This is a genomic window from uncultured Senegalimassilia sp., assembly GCF_934630535.1.
Lineage (GTDB): Bacteria > Actinomycetota > Coriobacteriia > Coriobacteriales > Eggerthellaceae > Senegalimassilia.
The window spans coordinates 40,732-61,084 of sequence record NZ_CAKTVU010000007.1 but is presented as its reverse complement, the minus strand read 5'-3'; the positions used below and the strand labels follow the sequence as shown (position 1 = coordinate 61,084).

At 64.8% G+C, this 20,353-nt stretch carries 15 protein-coding genes; all 15 read right to left on the bottom strand.

Annotation, left to right across the window (positions count from 1 at the left end):
- Positions 1-16: 16 nt before the first annotated feature.
- The 15 genes from ftsX to polA all read right to left on the bottom strand — a co-directional run bounded on the left by ftsX (position 17) and on the right by polA (position 20,312).
- Complete coding sequence (gene ftsX, locus Q0D52_RS05725; RefSeq protein ID WP_294380799.1) at positions 17-925, bottom strand: permease-like cell division protein FtsX; 909 nt, start codon at positions 923-925, stop codon at positions 17-19.
- Positions 918-1,760 (bottom strand): cell division ATP-binding protein FtsE, encoded by an 843-nt coding sequence (ftsE, locus tag Q0D52_RS05720; protein ID WP_042433871.1) that lies wholly within the window; start codon positions 1,758-1,760, stop codon positions 918-920. The genes ftsX and ftsE overlap by 8 nt, the downstream gene beginning before the upstream one ends.
- A 56-nt stretch (positions 1,761-1,816) precedes the next feature.
- The gene (locus Q0D52_RS05715) at positions 1,817-2,782 is read right to left on the bottom strand and encodes a transketolase C-terminal domain-containing protein (protein ID WP_294380797.1); all 966 of its coding nucleotides are present in this window, start codon (positions 2,780-2,782) and stop codon (positions 1,817-1,819) included.
- A gap of 3 nt (positions 2,783-2,785) precedes the next feature.
- A complete protein-coding gene (locus tag Q0D52_RS05710; protein ID WP_366930331.1) occupies positions 2,786-3,613 on the bottom strand; it encodes a transketolase in 828 nt (275 codons plus the stop codon).
- Between the two features lie 159 nt (positions 3,614-3,772).
- Positions 3,773-4,873, bottom strand: coding sequence for a peptide chain release factor 2 (gene prfB / locus Q0D52_RS05705; protein WP_294380793.1), 1,101 nt, complete (start codon positions 4,871-4,873; stop codon positions 3,773-3,775).
- Between the two features lie 94 nt (positions 4,874-4,967).
- Complete coding sequence (secA, locus tag Q0D52_RS05700; RefSeq protein ID WP_294380791.1) at positions 4,968-7,778, bottom strand: preprotein translocase subunit SecA; 2,811 nt, start codon at positions 7,776-7,778, stop codon at positions 4,968-4,970.
- Between the two features lie 266 nt (positions 7,779-8,044).
- Positions 8,045-10,567, bottom strand: a complete 2,523-nt coding sequence (locus Q0D52_RS05695) for a BTAD domain-containing putative transcriptional regulator (RefSeq protein WP_294380789.1) — start codon at positions 10,565-10,567, stop codon at positions 8,045-8,047.
- 282 nt (positions 10,568-10,849) lie between these two features.
- A complete protein-coding gene (rsfS, locus tag Q0D52_RS05690; protein WP_294361543.1) occupies positions 10,850-11,335 on the bottom strand; it encodes a ribosome silencing factor in 486 nt (161 codons plus the stop codon).
- Positions 11,332-12,732 carry a nicotinate-nucleotide adenylyltransferase gene (nadD, locus tag Q0D52_RS10105; protein WP_366930330.1) on the bottom strand — a complete coding sequence of 467 codons (1,401 nt, stop codon included), beginning with the start codon at positions 12,730-12,732 and terminating at the stop codon, positions 11,332-11,334. Before nadD ends, rsfS begins: the two co-directional genes overlap by 4 nt.
- Position 12,733: 1 nt before the next feature.
- The gene (locus Q0D52_RS05675) at positions 12,734-14,041 is read right to left on the bottom strand and encodes a glutamate-5-semialdehyde dehydrogenase (protein ID WP_294380788.1); all 1,308 of its coding nucleotides are present in this window, start codon (positions 14,039-14,041) and stop codon (positions 12,734-12,736) included.
- Positions 14,042-14,225: 184 nt separating this feature from the next.
- Positions 14,226-15,368, bottom strand: coding sequence for a glutamate 5-kinase (proB, locus tag Q0D52_RS05670; RefSeq protein WP_294380786.1), 1,143 nt, complete (start codon positions 15,366-15,368; stop codon positions 14,226-14,228).
- Complete coding sequence (gene obgE / locus Q0D52_RS05665; protein WP_276667018.1) at positions 15,368-16,762, bottom strand: GTPase ObgE; 1,395 nt, start codon at positions 16,760-16,762, stop codon at positions 15,368-15,370. Before obgE ends, proB begins: the two co-directional genes overlap by 1 nt.
- Before the next feature lie 120 nt (positions 16,763-16,882).
- A complete protein-coding gene (gene rpmA, locus Q0D52_RS05660) occupies positions 16,883-17,134 on the bottom strand; it encodes a 50S ribosomal protein L27 (RefSeq protein WP_042433844.1) in 252 nt (83 codons plus the stop codon).
- 18 nt (positions 17,135-17,152) lie between these two features.
- Positions 17,153-17,458: a 50S ribosomal protein L21 gene (rplU, locus tag Q0D52_RS05655; protein WP_118350051.1), complete on the bottom strand. Its 306-nt coding sequence runs from the start codon at positions 17,456-17,458 to the stop codon at positions 17,153-17,155.
- Between the two features lie 223 nt (positions 17,459-17,681).
- Entirely contained in the window at positions 17,682-20,312 is a 2,631-nt protein-coding gene (polA, locus tag Q0D52_RS05650) for a DNA polymerase I (protein ID WP_294380783.1), read from the bottom strand.
- Positions 20,313-20,353: the final 41 nt, after the last annotated feature.

The window sequence follows — 20,353 nt, the reverse complement described above, 5'->3', positions numbered from 1 at the left end:
GCATGCTCCTCAAGCGCTACACCTTCAGATAACGACGCATGGCGAATGCCGAGCCGATCAGGCCGATGACCAGACCGAACACCGCGAGCATCACGTAGAACATGATGAAGGTGCTGACGGAAAGGTCGATGGGCAGCCACGTGAGGGCATCCTGCAGCTTCGGCAGCGCCAGGTTGCGCAGCACCTCGAGGGTGCCGATGGCAAGCGCGGCGCCGACGATGGCGTGCAGCGCGCCCTCCATCAGGAAGGGCCCTCGAATGAACCCGTTCGAAGCGCCGACCAAGCGCATGATGGCGATCTCCTTACGACGGGCAAGGATGGCCAGGCGGATGGTGTTGTTGATGAACACCAGCGCGATGAAGATGAGCAGGCCCACAAGCGCCACGCCGATGACGCGCACATAGCTGGTCAGCTGGAACAGGCGGTCGACCGTCTTCTCGCCGTAACGCAGCGAATCAGAGGGGTCGGAGGGGTTGTCGCAGATCTTCTGGAACGTGTTGTTCGCCTCGATCTGAGCGGCTACATCCTCGACCATCTTCGGGTCGGACAGCTCGACGTCGATGGAAGCCGGCAGCGGGTTCTGTCCGTCAAGCGACTCGGCGATATCGGAGCTGGAGGACGCCTTGAAGTTCTCAAGCGCCTGATCCTTGTCGGTGTAGGTGACGTTGGCCACCGACGACATGGACTTGATGTCGGATTGCAGCGACTGCACGTCCGAACTGGAAGCGCTATCGGCGATCCAAACCGTGATGTTGACTTCCTGCTCCACGGACTTCACCACGTTGTTGACCACCGAACCGCCCACCAAGAAGATGCCGATGATGAGCAACGACAAGAAGATGGTGACGATGGAGCCGAGCGCAGTGGAAAGGTTGCGCGTGAAGCCGGTCAGCGACTCTTTGAGGAAATAGAAGAAACTAGACATCGAAACCGTACACCCCTCGATCTTGGTCGCGCGTCAGGTTGCCGCGGTCGAGCGCGATGACGCGGCGACGCATGTTGTCCACCATCTCGCGGTCGTGGGTTGCCACGACCACCGTGGTGCCGGTGCGGTTGATGCGCTCGAGCAGGTCCATGATGCCGCGGGAGGTTTGCGGGTCAAGGTTGCCCGTGGGCTCGTCGCAGATGAGGATGGGAGGACGGTTGACGATGGCGCGCGCGATGGACACGCGCTGCTGCTCGCCGCCGGAAAGCTGGTCCGGACGCTTGTTGAGCTTGTCCTGCAGGCCCACCAGGCGCAGCACCTCGGGCACCTGCGTTTTGATGACGTGACGGGACTTGCCGATTACCTCGAGCGCGAACGCCACGTTCTCGAACACCGTTTTGTTCGGAAGCAGCTTGAAGTCCTGGAACACGCAGCCGATGTTGCGGCGCAGATACGGCACGCGCCAGTTGCGCATGTTCGCAAGATCCTCATCGGCGATGTAGATATGGCCCTGCGTGGGCTTGACCTCGCGGATGAGCATGCGGATGAAAGTGGTTTTGCCGGAGCCGGAATGGCCGACCAGGAACACGAACTCGCCGGCGAAGATCTGCAGGGAGACATCGTTGAGAGCCGGCTTATTGGGCTGAGCCGGGTACACCTTGGTCACATGGTCGAACGTGATGACCGGTGTACCCGACTGCTGCGGGGTATCTTCGATCTCAAGCGTCGGAAGCGACGCGGACAGCTGCGATGTCACCTGTCGCGGCGGCGCAGCATGGGCGCCTGCGCGCCTTTGCGGGCGCACGGGAGCCGCATGGCTCATATCGTTCGTCACAGTTTGCTCCATTCATGTAGTGATGTACTGAGACGAAGAAGATTCTATCAGATGCCCTACTTGAGCGTGAGGCTTTTCACAGCTTTGACAATCGCCTTGGAGTCCAGGCCGAAGTACGCCATAAGCTCCTCGAACTCGCCGGATTTGCCGAAACGGTCGTCCATGCCCACGAAGCGCATGGGGACCGGGCACTCCTCGGCAAGCGCACGCGACACGGCGGTGCCAAGGCCGCCGTGGATGCTGTGCTCCTCGGCGACGACCACGCGACCGGTCTTGCGAGCGGAGGCAACGATGGTGGCACGATCGAGCGGCTTGATGGAGAATGCGTCGATGACCTCGGCGGACACGCCTTCGGCGGCAAGCTCGTCGGCAGCGGCCAGAGCCTGCTCCACCTCGACGCCGCAGGCTACGATGGTGACATCGGAGCCTTCGCGCAGGGTGTAGGCGCGGCCGAGCTCGAGCTCGACGCCGTCGGCGTACACGGCCGGCACGCTGGCGCGGCCCATGCGCACATACACCGGGCCCGGCGTTTCGGCGGCCAGGCGGATGGCGGCGCATGCGGCGGCGTAATCGGCCGGAACGAGCACGCGCATATGCGGAAGGCCGGCCATAAGCGAGATATCCTCGAGCATCTGGTGGCTGCCGCCGTCCGGACCCACGGACACGCCTGCGTGCGTGGGGGCGATCTTGACGTTCAGGTCGGAATAGCACACGGTGTTGCGGATCTGGTCGTAGGCGCGACCGGTGCCGAACACGGCGAAGCTGCCGGTGAACGCGATGTTGCCGGTGGTGGCAAGGCCTGCCGCCACATCGATCATATTCTGCTCGGCGATACCGCAGTTGAACAGGCGGTCGGCGTAGCCGGCCTTCGCGAACTTGGCCGTGGTGGTGGAGCCGGTCAGGTCGGCGTCGACGGCGACGACGGGCACGCCTTCGCCGGCGAGCTCTGCCAGCGTGGCGCCGTATGCGGCGCGCGTGGCGCGCTTGACCTGGGACTGTTCTGCATTTGCAAGCGTAACCATCGCTTATGCCTCCTTACGTGCGGCCTCGAGCTCGGCCACCGCCTGCTCGGTCTGCTCGGCGTTGGGCGCCTTGCCGTGCCAGCCTGCCTGGTTTTCCATGAAAGACACGCCGCGGCCCTTGATGGTGTTGGCCACCAGCACATGCGGGCGACCGTCGCCGGCCTGCTTGGCGGCGGTGAGGGCCTTAACGAGCGCGTCGATGTCGTGACCGTCCACCTGGCTGGCCTCCCAACCGAACGCGGCGAACTTGGCGCACATGTCGCCGGGGTCGCACACGTCGGCGGTGTCGCCGTCGATCTGCAGGTGGTTGCGGTCGACGATGGCCACGAGGTTGTCGAGGTTCTCATGGGCGGCCCACATGGCGGCCTCCCACACCTGGCCCTCCTCGCACTCGCCGTCGCCGAGCAGGCAGAACACGCGCTGGGACTTGCCCGCCAGCTTCAGGCCGGCGGCCATGCCGGCGGCGATGGACAGACCCTGGCCGAGCGAGCCGGTGGACACCTCGACGCCCGGGCACAGGTTGCAGTCCGGATGGCCCTGCAGGCGCGTGCCGAGCTTGCGCAGCGTCTTGAGCTCCTCGCGCGGGAAATAGCCGGCATGCGCGAGCGCCGCGTACAGCGCGGGAGCCGCATGGCCCTTCGCCAGGATGAACCGATCGCGGTCCTCCCACTTCGGCTGCTTTGGATCATGATCCATCACGCCGCCGAAATACAGCGCGGTGAGGATGTCGGTGCACGAAAGCGAGCCGCCGGGATGTCCGCTTCCCGCCTCGGCGATCATGCGCACGATGTCGATGCGCATATCGCATGCCCGCTGCTCAAGCTCGGTCATTGCTTGTCCTTTCGTCGTTTTGACGCTTTCACTATCAACAGGGAACGCGGCTACCCGCATCCCGCTATCGCCATACCATAGCACCCCCGCAAGCGCCGCGGCGCCGGCAAGGGAGCTGACGCTCGAGGCCGCGTACTGCGACCACGGGCGCGTTGAAGGCTATTCCTGCGACACGCGCCACTTGTGGTAGCCCACCACGAACTGTTCGATGTCGCCGTCGAGCACCGCGTCCACATTGCCCGTTTCCACACCGCTTCGCACATCCTTGACCAGCTGATATGGGAACAACACATAGTTGCGGATCTGGCTGCCGAAGCTGTTCTCCATGCGCTCGCCTCGCAGCTCGTCGATTTGATCGCGGCGTTTCTGCTGCTCGATCTCGTAGAGCTTGGACTTGAGCACGCGGATGGCGGCTTCCTTGTTCTGCAGCTGGGACTTCTCGTTTTGGCACGTGACCACGATGCCCGTGGGCATGTGCGTCAAGCGCACGGCGGAATCGGTGGTGTTGACGCACTGGCCGCCCGGACCGCTGGAGCGGTACACGTCCACGCGAACGTCGTTCATGTCGAGGTTTACCTCGATATCGTCGGGGAGCACGGGGAGCACCTCGACGGCTGCGAACGTGGTGTGACGGCGCTGCTTGACGTCGGTGGGGCTGATGCGCACCAGGCGGTGCACGCCGTTCTCGCTGCGCAGCATGCCGTAGGCCAAACGCCCCTCGATCTGCAGGGTAGCCTTGTTCAGGCCGACGGCCTCAGCGCCGGGGACCAGGTCGAGGACCTTGACCTTCCAGCCCTTCGAATCCGCGTAACGGCTGTACATGTTGTACAGCATCTCGGTCCAGTCCTGAGCCTCAAGGCCGCCTTGACCGGGGCTGACGGTGAGGATGCAGTCCCCATCGTCGAAACGCCCGGAGAACCAGCTTTCCACCTCGAGGGCATCGAGCCTGCCGTCGAGCGCTTCTAAGGTTTGCTGCACCTCTTCAGCGAACAGGGGGTCCTCCCCCGCCAGCTCATGTGCGGCGCGCGCATCCTCAAGCAGCGAGACGGCGGCGTTGTACGCATCGATGGTGTCACGCAGGGAGCTTGCCTGCTTCGACACGGTCTGCGCGCGCTGCGCATCGTCCCAAAAACCCGCCTGCGCGATCTGCGCATCGAGCGCCGTGAGCTGCGCGGTTTTATCATCGATATGCAGAAAGCCGTGCGCGTCGGCGACGCGCTGGGCAACCTGCTCGATATCTTTCAGTTCTTTATCAGCCATAGTCATTCCATAGTACCAGCAAAACGCCCCGCGCTTGCGTGCGGGGCGTTGGAGTGCATAGTTTCTTCGCGCCTTCGAAGACGCTGTTGTAAGGCTACCTATCCTTGCCGTGGCACTTCTTGAACTTCAAACCGCTGCCGCAAGGGCAAGGGTCGTTGCGGCCGACGTTGGCGAACGGGTCGTCCTTATCCTTGACGTAGGTCTGCGGCTTGGCCGGCGCGGGCTTAGGCGCCGAACCCGCTGCCTGCTGGGCACGCTGGGCCGCCTGCTGCTGGGCGACGGCATGGCCGACGCCCGTTTGGCCGAGCGCCTGCTCGGGATTGGAGTAGCTCACGCGGCCTTCAAGCGGATTGGGCTCGGCGGGCATCTGCGGAGCAGCCGACGCCGCCACCTGCAGGCGGAGCAGGGTACGCAGATATTCCTCGTACATGGAGTGTGTCAGATTGCTGAAGGCGCGATAGGCCTCGTTCTTGTACTCCACCAACGGGTCGCGCTGACCGAAGGCACGCAGGCCGATGCCGGTTTTCAGGTAGTCCATATCCTGCAGATGCGCCATCCACCTGCGGTCGATGATGCGCAGCATGACCTGGGATTCCAGCATGCGCATGATCGGCTCGCCAAGCTCAGCGGCCTTCTGCGCCACCACACCGTCCAGATACTCCTCGAGCGCCTCGCACACCTGCGCGGGGTCGTCCTCATGATCGACTTCGGCGACATGGAAATCGTTCAGACCCGTCATGGAAGCGGCCCACAGATCGACCGCCTTGCAATCCCAGTCGTCGCTAGGCAGCTTCTCGGGGCAGTTCTCCTCCACCACGGCCTCGACGGCGTCGGCCACGATCTCGGGGATACGGCCCTCCATGTCCTTGCCGTCCAAGATGGCGTTGCGCTCTTCGTAGATGGCCTTGCGCTGCAGGTTCATGACGTCGTCGTACTCGAGGACGTTCTTACGCGCTGCGAAGTGCATGCTTTCGACCTGGCGCTGCGCAGACTCGATGGCCTTGGAGACCATGGAGGCCTGAATGGGCATGTCGTCGGGCATGTTGGTCTTCTCCATCATGGCGCCGATCTTGTCCATGCGCGAGCCGCCGAACAGGCGCATAAGGTCGTCTTCGAGAGACAGGTAGAACTGCGTGGTTCCAGGGTCGCCCTGACGGCCGGCACGGCCGCGCAGCTGGTTGTCGATGCGTCGGCTTTCGTGGCGCTCGGTGCCGATGACGCACAGGCCGCCGGCCTCCAAGACGCGCTTCTGCTCTGCCTTGCACGTTGCGCGCGCGATGTCGAGCGCCTCCTTGCGCTGGCCCTGCGTAGGCGCCGGCAGGCCGCCTTCATCGGCGGGCTGCATGCCGGGCTCGAGATCGGGGTTGAGGCCACGCTCGAGCAGCACATCGTCAGCGAGCACGTCGGGGTTGCCGCCGAGCAAGATGTCGGTGCCGCGGCCCGCCATGTTCGTGGCGATGGTGACGGCGCCGACGCGTCCCGCCTGCGCGATGATATGGGCCTCGCGCTCATGGTTTTTCGCGTTCAAGGTCTCATGCTTGATACCGCGCTTATCAAGCAGGCGGGAGAGCCTCTCGGAGCTTTCGATGGACACCGTGCCGATAAGGCAAGGCTGGCCGGCCTGGTGACGGACGGCCACGTCGTCGGCGACGGCGTGGAACTTCGCATCGACCGTGCGATAGATCAGATCGTCCTCGTCGATACGCTTGACCTGCTTGTTCGGCGGGATAGCCACAACCGGCAGCTTGTAGATCTGACGGAACTCGGCGTCCTCGGTCATGGCCGTGCCCGTCATGCCCGAGAGCTTATCGTAGAGGCGGAAGTAGTTCTGCAACGTGATGGTGGCGAGCGTTTGGTTCTCCTCGCGCACCTGCACGTGCTCTTTGGCCTCGAGCGCCTGATGCAGGCCCTCGGAGTAGCGACGGCCCTCCATGATGCGGCCCGTGAACTCGTCGACGATCTTCACCTCGCCGTTAACGACCACGTAGTCGACGTCGCGATGGAACAGGAACTGCGCCTTCAGGGCCTGCTGCAGGTGATTGGGCAGCTGGCCGGACGGGTCGGCGTAGATGTCGTCGATACCGAGCATGGTCTCGATCTTGGTGAGGCCGGACTCGGTGGCGTTGATGGTCTTTTTCGCCTCGTCCATCTCGAAGTCCTCGTCAAGCTTCAAGGCGGGCATGACGCGGGCGAACTTGTTGTACGTGTCGGCGGCGCGCGTGCCGGCGCCGGAGATGATCAGCGGCGTGCGGGCCTCATCGATGAGGATGGAGTCGACCTCGTCGACGATGGCGAAATGATGGCCGCGCTGCACGCGGGCATCGGCGCGAGTGACCATGTTATCGCGCAAGTAGTCGAAGCCGAACTCGGAGTTGGTGCCGTAGGTGACATCGGCCTGGTAGGCGAGCTTCTTGGCATCGGGGCGCATGCCGTTTTGGATAAGGCCCACGCTCATGCCCAGAAACTCATACACCTGCCCCATCCACTGGCTGTCGCGGCGCGCCAGATAATCGTTGACGGTGACGATATGCACGTTCTGCCCGCCAAGGGCGTTGAGGTAGCCGGCGAGCGTGGACACGAGCGTCTTGCCCTCGCCCGTGCGCATCTCGGCGATCTGCCCGTCGTTGAGCGCCATGCCGCCGATGAGCTGGACGTCGAAGTGACGCATGCCCAGCGTTCTCACCGACGCCTCGCGCACCGCGGCGAACGCCTCGGGCAGCACGTCTGCCGTGGAGGCGCCCGCCTGCACGCGGCTGCGCAGCTCATCGGTGAACGTGCGCAGCTGCTCGTCGGACTTTGCCTGCATCTCGGGCTCGAGGCCGCCGATCTTGTCGGCCAGGGCCTGGTAGTTCTTCAGCTGCTTGCCTTCGCCGAACGTGAGCAGCTTGGAGAGGAAACCTGCCATATGAGCGCCATTCCTTTCAGCGCCGGCCCTGTATGCCGGCGCGGGTTCGTTGAATCAGTTAACTTTAGCATATCCTCGATTTAGCTAGGTTCCATTAGCCGACTTGCACAGCTTCTTCGCAGCGCCGCACAGCTAATCGCGGGGGTTTGCCCTCGTAGGACCCCGCTTCGCGCGGCGCACGTTGCACGAACGCGCCCTGAAACGAGACCGCCCGCATCGAGCGCCGCAAGGGCGCGCTCCCCGCACGCCCCTGCAGCGCCCCTGCCCTACACGCGCTCCTCGACCTCGATGATGGAGCGGTACAGGCGCATGGTCTCGGCCGAAGGGTCGATTCCCAGGTCGTCGGCCAGATACCGGCGGCAGGCGAAATAGGTTTGCAGCGCGGCGGTTCGCTGCAGCGAGGCGATCTGGGCGCGCATGAGCGCCACGTACACGTCCTCGCGCGAATCGTCGCGGGAGAGCGCCGCACGGGCGAACCACAGCCCCTCCCGCGGATCGCCCTCGTCAAGCAGCTTCCCCGAAGCGGCGACCAGGGCGTCCACCAAGCGGTTCTTGCAATCCGCTCGAAGCCCGTCGATGACATCGCAGCCATCATCGCCCGGCAGGAGCTCATCGGCGAACGAATCCTCGACGCGCGCGAACAGGTGCCCCCATCCGCCGCGGCCCGGGCGGTTGAACAGAAGCGCCCGGCACACCTCCTCAAGCTCGAGGACGTCGCTTGCCAGCAGGCGGGCTTCTATGCACACGCCGTTTTGGTGCCTGATAAGGTACGGGCAGTCGCCGTCGGGCGTCGACAACGCCGAGCGCAGCTGCGACCAGGTGGCGTAGAAGTTCTTTCGCCGGCACGACGGGCTGGACTCGGGCCACAGCTGCGCGGCAAGGCGGTCACGGGACACGTCGCGCCCGCGGTTGAGCACGAGCAGGGCGAGCAGCGAGCGAACCTTCTGGCGGGATAGGTGCCCCGATTCCACCGTCGCATCGCCCACCTTCACCTCCAAGCGACCGAACAGGTTGACGGTAAGACGCGGCGGGGTCGGCGCCGCAGGCGGCGGCGTGCCCCACGCCACCCGCCGAAACGCATCGGGATGCGTGCTCTCGAACGACGCGCGTGAGCGCAGCTTGCGGGCGTGGGCGCGTTCGCACTCCATGCGCTGCACGGACAAGGCCCGTTCAAGCCGGTTCGCCGCCATAGCGCAACGGGAGTCCAAGCCCGGCATATCCAAGTACCCGCGCTCCAAAACCCGTGAGAACGCGCATGCGGCAAGGCCCTGGGCAAGCGTGAGCGACCCCGTTGCGGTGAACGCCCGGGATACGTCTCGGGCAACCGCGGCGGCCAAGCGCTCGCAAAGCTGCGCGGGCAGCAGCCCCTCGGAGGCGCCCGCACCATCGAGCAGCTTCGCGGCGCATAGCAGCGCGCCCTCCGACAGCTCCGCTTCCTCGAACGCCTGAAGCCATGCCTGCACGGGAAGAACGTCCTCGTCGACCGACGGATCGACGGTGCAGGCCATGGCATGCAAGTGCGCGAGCGGCCCATCGCCGAGCGCGTGTATGGCCGCCACGCACGCGGCCGCGGCATCCCCTGCCGAACCGGAAAGCTGCACGAGCTGAGCCACCGCCTGCTGCGCGGGGTCGGCGCCGCAGGCGAGCGCCCGACGCGCCGCGAGGCATCCCGCCACGTTCTCCCCCAGCAGCGCGCAGCGCACCGCCTCCTCGATATGCTGCCCGGCATCGAGCTGACGGGAATCCAAGCTTGCATACAGCGTACGCGCGGCAAGAAGGCACGCCGCATCCCGAAGCCGGCGGTTTTGCGCGGCAAGCCACGTGCAACGCACGTGAGCCGACGCCAGGCAGCGCATGACCTCGCAGGCCCGGGCGCAGCGCCCGGCATCCATAAGCGTCTCGGCCAATCGAAGGATGAACGCGCCCGCATCCTCGTGAGCGGCGCCCAGATGAGCCAGCCTGTCCGAGAACGCCTGAGCGATCTGAGGCACGCCGAACGGGGCCGCGCAAAACGCGCCGCGCACGCAGTCGACGCCCACATACACGTAGCTTCGCTCCAAAAGCCGTGCCACCTCGTCGTCGATGCGGACGATGCGCCGGGCATCGGCGAGGCTTCCCGAGCCCAAACACAGCAAAGCGAACACCGCCGCCATCACATCGGCGGGCAGCTCCTCGGACGCGGCGAGCTCCAAAAAGGCAGCCGAATCCGCTTCGCCCCAGGCAAGCGCCGCCACGCGCCGGCAGCGCGCGACATCGTGCGCAGGGGTTTCGGCGATATCGGAGGGAAGGCGCGCGAAATCCACCTCCTCGTCGCTGAGCAGCAGATCGCCCGCGCCTATGAGCATACGGTCGATCTGGTCGGCGAATACATCGGCCGCCGGGGTGCAGGTGATAAGCACCTCGCAACCTCGCTCGAGCAAGTCATCGAGAACGGCGCCGAACAGCTCGGCGCGCAGGGAATCAAGCGGAGGCACATCCTCGAACACGGCGAGAAAAGGCTCGCCGTCGACCTCGACGAGGCCCCGGACGATGCTGCGCGCGTCGAGGTCCCGCAAAAAGCAAGGACTTGCGCAGTCGACCCAGAACACGTGGTCGAAGGCGAAGACCGTTTCCGCATATTCAAGGGCAAGAGTGCTTTTCCCGAAACCGGCCGGAGCCACCATGAACCGCGCAACGTTGCGCTCCCGCAGCAGCTTGGCCACCAAAGCCGGACGCGGATACGCGCGCAAAGAAGAGAATCGAGACGGTCGATTTCCGCGACACGCCGATTGAGCCAAAAAGGACAGCATCCTTCAAACCCCCTACGTAACGGGATCGGATGCTTGGCCTGCAATGCCGTCACCATACCGCAAGATATTGATACAGGCAAGCAATGAGATTTCGATAATACAAGGTGAACTGGTATTTTTTCTCACGTTAGCAATATTGCTTATCTACATATAGTGCCTATACTCAAGCCCCGCACAATAACTTCGGGACCTGGATGCAACAATGCCCGCATACCTTGAAGGCATGCGGGCATCTGCAAACGGCGCAGGTGGCGCCTTAAGCGGCCGAAAGCGGCAAACGCGCTACGCTTCGCGACCGATCAGCTTGGCGATGCGCTCGGAATAGGTCAGATCGGTCAAGCCGGCTTCCCCCTCAAGATCGACCAGGGGCGCGTCGTTCCACAGCGACTCCAGGCGATAGTAATCGCGCGTTTCGGGCTGGAACACGTGTACGATGAAGCTGCCGTAGTCCAAAAGCGACCACGTGCCATCGGCCGTGCCCTCGATATGATAGGGCTTCGCGCCGCCGCGCAGACGGCACTGCTCCTCGATCTCGTCGACGACGGCATCTACCTGACGGTTGTTCGACGCCGTGCAGATGACGAAGTACTCGGTGACGCCGATCAGGTCGCCGACCTCCTGCACCATGATATCGGTGGCCTTCTTCTCGTTAGCGGCCTGCGCGGCGATGATGGCGCACTCACGCGGGCTGAGAAGGTCGGGCTTCTGACGTCCATACATGTCCACGCCCTGGTTGATAGGGGCGTTGTTGTCCACTACCTCGTTCACTTGCTTCCTTTCACATCGTTTGAGGCACCGCGTTCCTGCGCGCGGGCCACGTAATGGTTCCAAACGGTCACGGTATCGGAATGGATGAGTTTGCGACGCTCGATGAGGTTTCCGATCACGTAAGCGAGCGTTTCCAAGAACAGCTCCTCGAGCTCCACCTTCCCCACCAGATCGCGCAGCTGGTCCACGCCCGGGCAATCGCGGGTGGGCTCGATGACATCGGCCACGTACACGATAAGGTCGAGCGGCGACATGCCCACCGCTCCGGTGGTGTGCAGGCGGATGGCCTGCAGCAAAGAGGAGGGCAGCTCGGGAAATTCCCTTGCGAGCGCCGCTGCGGCGGTGGGACCGTGCAGCAGATGCGGCATATCCATATAGCTTGCCAGCTGCTCGGCGACGCCGAGCTCGACAGCGCGGGCGCGTATGCCCTCATCGTCATACGCTTTATCCCAATCATGCAAAAGCCCGGCCAGGCGCGCCAGGCGCTCGTCCTGCCCGTAGACGCGCGCCATGCGCGCCGCCGTTTCCGAGACTCCCAGGGAGTGCTCGAAGCGCTTATGCTTCACGCGATGCTTAAGCTGCTCGCGTCGAGCCTGGTAAAACGCATCGCCGAGCACATCCACCTCGCCCAGCTCCGACCGATTGTCTTGATCTGGTCCGACTTCGCTCACTTCGCGCACCGCTTTCCGATCCTGCTTCCAACCATAGAGCCCATGCCCGGCAATATAATCGAGCACCTGCTGCATCGTCAAATAGCGGATGGACCGGCCCGAACGCACACGGGCGCGCAGATCGCTCGACGACACGGCCAGGCCCGTCGTCTCCAGCATATGAATGCGGAAATTGCCCGACTGCTCGATGGTGAGCCGGGTTTCCTCGGAGAGCGCATACCCCGGCCTGGTTGCGGCGATGAGCTCCGCCATGCTGGCGATGGCGGCGCTTTCGCGCCACTTCAGGATCGAGCATACCGCATCCGCGCCCGTGATGAAGAACAGCGACACGTTTCCCGGATAATGTTCACGAAGCTGCCGCAGCGTATCGGCCGTGTAGGTGACGCCCGGGCGGTCGATCTCGATGCGGCTGACGTCGAAGGCGGGATTGCCGCGAACCGCCAGACGGCACATCTCGAAGCGCTGCTCGGCGGGCGTGACGTCGCGCTTGAGCTTGAACGCCGGCTTTCCCGCGGGGATGAACACCACCGCATCCAGGCCGAATGCTTCGCGCGCCTGCTCGGCGCATGCCAGGTGCCCGATGTGGATAGGGTCGAACGTGCCGCCCATGATGCCGAGGCGCACCGGGCGGCCGTCGGCACCAAGGTCGTCGAAACGCTCGCAGATCACGGGCGCGGGGCAAGCCCCCGCGCGCCCGGCTTCGATGCCAACTTGCGTCAGGCCCATCCTAGGCGCGCACCTGCCCCGTGCCGCGCAGCACGTACTTGTAGGAGGTAAGGCCCTCGAGCGCGAAGGGGCCGCGCACGTGCAGCTTCTGCGTGGAGATGCCGATTTCCGCGCCCAGGCCGAACATGCCGCCGTCGGTGAACGCGGTGGAGGCGTTCACATACACCGCCGCCGCATCCACTTCGTTGACGAAGCGTTCTATGGCCGCCGCGCCTTCGGGAAGCTTCGGGTCGGCGACGATGGCCTCGGAGTGCATCGTGCCGTAGCGGTTGATATGGGCGATGGCCTGCTCGGGGCCGCTGACACAGCGCACCGCCAGGTCGGGCGAGAGGTATTCCGTTTCCCAATCCTGCTCGGAGGCGCGCTCTACCTGCAACGCGGCATCGGTCGGTAACCGCTTTTCACCGGCGGCAAGAGCGGCCTTGCACGCAAGCTCATCGCCGTGGATGCGCACGCCCTTGTCGGCGAGCGCGCCGAACAGCTCGGGCAAGAAGCGCTCAGCCACGGACTGGTCGACGAGCAGCGTCTCGCAGGCGTTGCACACGCCATAACGACGGCACTTGGCGTTGACGACGATGCTTCGCGCCATGTCGAAATCGGCGGTGGCGTGCACGTACACGTGGCAGTTGCCGGTGCCCGTCTCGATGACGGGGACCGTAGCGCAATCCACGCAGTGCGCGATCAGGCCCGCGCCGCCGCGCGGCACGAGCACGTCGACCACGCCGCGCAGGCCCATGAGCACGTCGGCCGCGGCGCGATCGGTGGACTCGATGATGCCGATGCAGCCCGCGGGCATGCCCGCCGAAACCGCGGCATCATGAAGCACATGGGCGATGGCCGCGCAGGACTTGGCAGCCAAGGAACCGCCGCGCAGCACGCAGGCGTTGCCCGACTTCAGGCAGATGCCCGCGGCATCGGCCGTGACGTTGGGGCGCGCCTCGTAGACCACGGCCACCACGCCGAGCGGGACGGCCACGCGCGAAAGCTGGATGCCGCTATCGAGCGTGCGCGAATCGAACACGCGGCCCAGCGGATCGGGAAGCGCCACCAGGTCCTCGAGCGCATCGGCCATGGCCATCACGCGCCCCTCGTCGAGCATCAGGCGATCGAGCAGGCTTTCCTTGGTGCCCGCTTGACGCGCGGCGTCCATATCCTGGGCGTTGGCGGCCACGATGGCCCCGCACTGCTCGCGCAAGGCCCGGGCCATGGCGGTCAGGGCGGCGTTGCGCTCCTGTGTAGTCGCCTGCGCAAGCGCCGGGCTAGCATTCTTGGCGGCCTGCGCGACCGCCAGCACTTCCTGTTCCAGCATGATCGACTCACATTCTGTCGTATATCCAAAGCATAGGGCGGGCGGCCTGTGCGCCACCCGCCCGCCATTGTCCCGCAAGCGCGCGACCCCGCGCAGACCGGTTCGCAAACCGCGAAACAGCGCCGGCGGACGGCGCCTGAGCCGGCATGCGCGGCGGCCCGTGCGGGCAGCGGGCAAAACGGCCTTATTCGAAGACCACCAACTCGTCGCGATGCACCAACGGGCGCTGGGTCAGCGCGGCAAGCAGGCGGTTGCGCTCGAGCACCTCGCGCGTTTTGCCGCAGGCAAGCTCCACCTCGTCGGCGGAGAACGCCGCGCGGCCGCGGGCGAACAGATGGCCCGCAAGATCCTTGATGTCGACGATGTCGCCGGCTTCGAAGCGGCCCTCCACGCTGGCGACGCCCACGCAAAGCAGGGATTTGCCATGCCCGATGAGCGCCGACTTCGCGCCCTCGTCGACCACTACCGCGCCGCGCGCCGAATCGCCAAGGGCGATCCACAGCTTGCGAGGCGTGATCTCGTGGGGCTTCTTCAGCGCCGAGAAACGCGTACCGACGGGCTTGTCCGCCGCGGCATCCTCGACCACGTGGGGCTGACGACCGTAGCAGATGATCATGGGAATTCCCGCCACCATGAGCACGCGCGCAGCCTTGATCTTAGTGATCATGCCGCCCGAACCCACCGTGGAGCCGGCGCCGCCGGCGACCGCCAAGATCTCGGGCCCGATGTTTTCCACATGCGGGATGAGCTTGGCATCGGGGTTGGCGTTCGGATTGCCGTCGTAAAGGCCGTCGATATCCGAGAGGATGACCATGAGGTCGGCATCGATCAGGCACGCGGCCAGCGCGGCAAGCGTATCGTTGTCGCCGAACTTGATCTGCTCGACGGCGACGGTGTCGTTCTCGTTGATGATGGGCACCACGCCAAGCTCGAGCAGGCGCAGAAGCGTGTTACGCGCGTGCAGATACGCATGACGGTCGGCGGTATCGCGGCGGGTGAGCAGCACCGTGGAGGTGACGATGCCGTGAGCCGCGAACGCCTCGGCATACGCCGTGGCCAAAGCCGACTGCCCCACCGACGCCGCCGCCTGCAGGCTTGGCATATCGCTGGGGCGCTTCTGGATGCCCAGGGCCTCAAGGCCGCACGCGATGGCGGCCGACGTCACGATGACGGGCTGCCAGCCGGCGGCCCGCACCTTCGCGATCTGGTCGGCAAGCGCCGCCAGGTACTCGTAATCGATGCTGCTCTCCGACGTGGTGAGCGTCGAAGAACCGATCTTTATGACCAGGCGCCGTGCGGCGCCCGCCTTAGCATCCAGCTGCTCCATTAGATATCAAGCTCCTCGAACAGATCGGCCGCCGTCCTGGTGGATTCGAACTCGAAGGCGCGCCCGCAGATGCGGATCTCGTCGCCGTCGACGGCGCCGGCCTTCTCGAGCGCCTCCTCGACGCCCACGCGCTTGAGGCGGTGCTGCAGAAACACCACGGCCTCCTCGTTTTCCCAATCGCACTGCACCACCATGCGCTCGACCTGGGTGCCCACCACACGGAACACGCCCTCGGAAAGCTTGCGCACGGTGAAGCGCTTGTCGCGGGCCTCGCGCTTGAGCTCCCAAACGTGCTCGTACTGCACGTCGGACGCCTCGGCCTGGCGAGCCTGCTCGCGAAGCTCGTGGACCTGGTTGGCGATAGCGGCCTTCAAGCTGTCCACGCCCTCGCCGGTGAGCGCGCTGATGCAGTACACCTTCGGGTCGATGGGGCTGGGGGCGAACTCATTGCCGCCCGCAGCGGCGATGGAGTCGGCCTTGACCTGCGCCTTCAGACGCTCCAGGGCCTCTTCGGTGCCTGCGACGTCGATCTTGTTCGCCACCACGATGCGCGGACGCGCCGCCAGCTCGTCGGCGTAGAGCGCCAATTCGTTGTTGATGATCTTGTAATCATCAAGCGGGTCGCGGCCCTCCCAGTCGCCCGTGAGGTCGACCACGTGCACGATGAGCGCCGTGCGCTCGATATGGCGAAGGAACTCATGCCCCAGACCGCGCCCCTCGTGCGCGCCCTCAATGAGACCAGGGATGTCGGCCACGACGAAGCTCAAGTCGCCCGAGCGCGCCACGCCCAGGTTGGGCACGAGCGTGGTGAACGGGTAATCGGCGATCTTGGGGCGAGCGGCCGAGATCTTCGAGATGAGCGAGCTTTTGCCGGCAGAGGGCATGCCAACAAGGGCAGCGTCGGCCATAAGCTTCATCTCGAGCTCGATCCAGCGTTCCTGCGCAGGCTCGCCCAGCTCGGCGAACGCCGGTGCGCGGCGCGTGGAGGTGACGAAGTGGATGTTGCCGCGGCCGCCCATGCCGCCGTCGGCGACGGTGATGCGCTCGCCGTCGTGGGTAAGGTCGGCCATAAGCTCGCCGGTTTCCTTGGATTCCTCGAAGTACTCGTGGACCACGGTGCCCACCGGCACCTTGAGCACCAGATCGGCGCCCGTGGCGCCGTGCATGCGGCTGCCCTTGCCGTGCGTGCCGCGCTCGGCCTTGAAGTGGTGTTTGAAGCGGTAATCGATCAGCGAGGACACGCTGGCATCGGCTTCAAGCACCACGTTGCCGCCATGGCCGCCGTCGCCGCCGTCGGGACCGCCCTTGGGCACATGGGCCTCACGGCGAAACGACATGCAGCCTGCGCCGCCGTCGCCGCCCTTGACGTGGATTCGAACCTTATCAATGAACACGATGTGACCTCCATCGGTTTTAGGATTGCGTGTATCGCCTGATTGTATACGAAAAAAGCCCCCTGACAGGCAGGGGGCTTCGCGAATGCATAGATGCCACGCACACGCGTGCGGCTTGTGCTACGCCTGGGGGCGGACATGCACGCGACGCTTCACGCCGCGCGTGAACTCCAGCGTGCCGTCGCACAGAGCGAACAGCGTGTCGTCCTTGCCGCGGCCGACGTTGTCGCCGGGATGGAACTTGGTGCCGCGCTGACGGACGATGATCTGGCCCGTCTTGATCTGCTGGCCGGCGAACATCTTCACGCCCAGTCGTTTTGCGTGGGAATCGCGGCCGTTACGGGTAGAACCGAGACCTTTCTTATGTGCCATTTCATTCCCTCCTTACAATTAAGCGATGGACTTGATCTCAACGCGCGTGAGCTGCTGGCGATGGCCGCGCAGCTTCTTGTAGTTCTTGCGCTTCTTGAACTTGAACACCAGCTGCTTGGGGCCCTTGAACTGCTCGACGACCTCAGCGGTGACCTTCTTGGCAGCTGCCTTGGCCGGATCGGCCTCGACGGTGGAACCGTCGACGAAGCAGATGACCGGAAGCTCGACGGTAGCGCCGACCTCGGCGTCCAGCTTCTCGATGTTGAGCTTGTCCCCGACGGCAACCTTGTACTGCTTGCCGCCCGTTTTCACGATTGCGTACATGTTTTCTCCTACTTTCGAAATAAACGCAAGGCGATAGCTTAGCAGCGTGACCGTAGCAAGTCAACGAAGTGATCGAATGCACAGTCTCCGCGTATCATCGCACTTATTTCCGCTGCGCCTCCTCGGGCACAACATTCGATATGATACCAGATGTTGTGGACACACGCGGCGGCGTTACCGGCTTTTTCCGCATTGCCGCCGCGCTTCACGGAATACCCACAAGCTAGTGCGCTTCAGCCCAGGTATCGGCGGCCGAGATGTCGGCAAGCAAGGGCACCTTCAGCTCCGCCACATGCTCCATGACGTCGCGCACCATGGCCGAGAGCGCCTCCACTTCCCCATCGGGCACGCTGAAGTCCAGCTCGTCGTGCACCTGCACGAGCAGGCGGGCCTTGAAGCCCTCTTCCATAAGGCGCCGCTGCACCTGGCGCATGGCCAGCTTGATGATGTCGGCTGCGCTGCCCTGCATGGGATGGTTCATGGCGGTGCGCTCGCCGAAGCCGCGCGTGTTGCCGTTGGCGGCGTGCAGCTCGGGGATGTGGCGCTTTCGCCCGAACATGGTTTCCGCATAGCCGTTGGCACGGGCTTGCTCGACCGTTTCATCAAGGTAGGCGCGCACGCCGGGGTGCACTTCGAAGTAGCGGTCGATCATGCCCTTGGCCTCGGCGATGGAGATACCCAGGCTTTGCGCCAGCCCGAACGCCTGCTGGCCGTAGACGATGCCGAAGTTCACCGCCTTGGCGCGGCTGCGCTGCTCGGGCGTGACCTGGTCGATGGGCACGTCGAACACGCGCGATGCCGTGGAGGCGTGGAAGTCGGCGCCGCTGGTGAACGCCTGCACAAGCGCTTCGTCGCCGGAAAGGTGCGCGAGCAGTCGCAGCTCGATCTGCGAGTAGTCCGCCGAAAGGAACTTGCAGCCCGGCTCGAGCGGGATGAAGCACTCGCGGATATGGCGCCCGAACTGCGTGCGCACGGGGATGTTCTGCAGGTTCGGGTCCGAAGAGGACAGGCGCCCGGTGGTGGTGACGGTCTCGTTGAAGCTGGAGTGCACGCGCCCATCGCCGGCGCGCATGCGCGGCAGCGCGTCGATGTAGGTGGACTTGATCTTCGCCAGCTCGCGATAGCGCAGCACAAGGGAGGGCAGCTCGTGGATCTCGGCAAGGTCTTTGAGCACCTTGGCGTCGGTGGAGTATCCGCGCTGGGTCTTCTTGCGCGCGGGCAGGCCGAGCACCTCGAACAGGATATGGCCGAGCTGCTTGGGGGAATCCACGTTGAACTCCTGGCCGGCAAGCTCGAAGATCTGCGCTCGCAAGCCCTCGATCTCCTCACCCGTGGACGTGCCCAGCTGCGCCAGGCGCGCGACGTCGATAGCCGCGCCGGTGCGCTCCATGATTGCGAGTACCGCCACGAGCGGCAGGTCGATGTCGAAATAGGCGCGCTCCGAACCCTCGTCCTTGAGGGCACGGGTGAGCGGACCGACCAGGGCGCGCGCTGCCGCGGCCTGTGCGGCTGCGCGCTGCTCTTCGGTTTTCGCCTCGGGCAGCACGCCGCCCATATAGGTATCCAACAGCACGTCGTAGGTATACTCGGACACCGACGAGTTCAACACGTACCCGGCAAGCCCCAAGTCGAAGGCGCGCATGGACATGAGCTGAGCATCGTCGACGAGCGCGGCAAGGGCGTTGTCGGCGGGATAGACGCGATGCACGGCCGCCTTCACATCGAGCGCGGCGAAGTTGCCGCCGGCGATCAAGCGCGCAAGCTGGGAGATGGCAGCATCGTCGGCGAACACGGCGCAGCCTTGCGAAGCGGACACGGCCATAACCGAACCGCCGCCGAACAGCGACTCCTGCTCGGGATCCACGATGGCCACGCCCACCTGCTCGCCCGACTCCAGGACCTCATCCACAAGCTTGCGGGCCTGCTCGCCATGCAGAACCTGGCCCACCTCGATAGAGGCGGATTGGCGCTGAGGGGCCTCGCCCACCAGCTTGAGAACGCGCGTCAGATGCGAGTTGAAGCGATACTTCGAGAACGCCTCGGTGACGGCCTGGGCGCTGAACGCCGGGAACGCCGCGCCTTCAAGGTCCAAGGGGAAATCCAGGTCGCGCACGATGGTAGCAACCTTGCGGCTGGTGAACGCCGCCTCGCGGTTCTCCTCCATGCGCTCCTTCTGCTTGCCGCGCAGCTCGTCGATATGCTCGTAGATGCCCTCAAGGCTGCCGTAGGCGTCCAGCAGCTTCGCCGCCGTTTTGTCGCCCACGCCCGGCACGCCGGGGATGTTGTCGGAGCTATCGCCCTTAAGTCCCAGGAAATCGGGGAACTGCGAAGGCTCCACGCCGTAGCGTTCGCGCACCTCGCCGGGGCCGTAGATGGCCACGTCGGTGATGCCCTTGCGCGTGGTGACCACGTGCGTGAGCTCGGAGCACAGCTGGTAGACGTCCTTATCGCCCGAGACCAGCAGCGTGCGATACCCCAGCGCCTCGTCGCGCGCCGCCACGGTGCCCAGGATATCGTCGCCTTCCCAACCCGTCACGCGCACCACGGGGATGCTCATGGACTCGAGCAGCTCCTCGATGATGGGGAACTGCGCCTTCAGGCCCGGATCCATGGGGGGACGCTGCGCCTTGTACTGCTCGAGCGCCTCGGTGCGGAACTTCGGGCGGCCGGCATCGAAGGCGCACACGATGGCGTCGGGGTTGGAGATGTCGATGAACTTGAGCAGCATGGAGATGAAGCCGAACACGGCGTTGGTGGGCGTGCCGTCCGGGGCGTTCATGGTCGGCGGCACCGCGTGGAAGGCGCGGTGCATCAACGAGTTGCCGTCGATGACGGCCACTTTCTTCTCAGGCATAGAGATTCCTTCAGGTTGGTTGCGCTTTCCCACCATTATAT

Excerpts from the sequence above, each read along its gene's own strand:
- ftsX (WP_294380799.1), bottom strand. The coding sequence starts at position 925 with ATGTCTAGTTTCTTCTATTTCCTCAAAGAGTCGCTGACCGGCTTCACG.
- Q0D52_RS05715 (WP_294380797.1), bottom strand. The coding sequence starts at position 2,782 with ATGGTTACGCTTGCAAATGCAGAACAGTCCCAGGTCAAGCGCGCCACG.
- Q0D52_RS05710 (WP_366930331.1), bottom strand. The coding sequence starts at position 3,613 with ATGACCGAGCTTGAGCAGCGGGCATGCGATATGCGCATCGACATCGTG.
- prfB (WP_294380793.1), bottom strand. The coding sequence starts at position 4,873 with ATGGCTGATAAAGAACTGAAAGATATCGAGCAGGTTGCCCAGCGCGTC.
- secA (WP_294380791.1), bottom strand. The coding sequence starts at position 7,778 with ATGGCAGGTTTCCTCTCCAAGCTGCTCACGTTCGGCGAAGGCAAGCAG.
- Q0D52_RS05695 (WP_294380789.1), bottom strand. The coding sequence starts at position 10,567 with ATGCTGTCCTTTTTGGCTCAATCGGCGTGTCGCGGAAATCGACCGTCT.
- nadD (WP_366930330.1), bottom strand. The coding sequence starts at position 12,732 with ATGGGCCTGACGCAAGTTGGCATCGAAGCCGGGCGCGCGGGGGCTTGC.
- Q0D52_RS05675 (WP_294380788.1), bottom strand. The coding sequence starts at position 14,041 with ATGCTGGAACAGGAAGTGCTGGCGGTCGCGCAGGCCGCCAAGAATGCT.
- proB (WP_294380786.1), bottom strand. The coding sequence starts at position 15,368 with ATGGAGCAGCTGGATGCTAAGGCGGGCGCCGCACGGCGCCTGGTCATA.
- rpmA (WP_042433844.1), bottom strand. The coding sequence starts at position 17,134 with ATGGCACATAAGAAAGGTCTCGGTTCTACCCGTAACGGCCGCGATTCC.
- rplU (WP_118350051.1), bottom strand. The coding sequence starts at position 17,458 with ATGTACGCAATCGTGAAAACGGGCGGCAAGCAGTACAAGGTTGCCGTC.
- polA (WP_294380783.1), bottom strand. The coding sequence starts at position 20,312 with ATGCCTGAGAAGAAAGTGGCCGTCATCGACGGCAACTCGTTGATGCAC.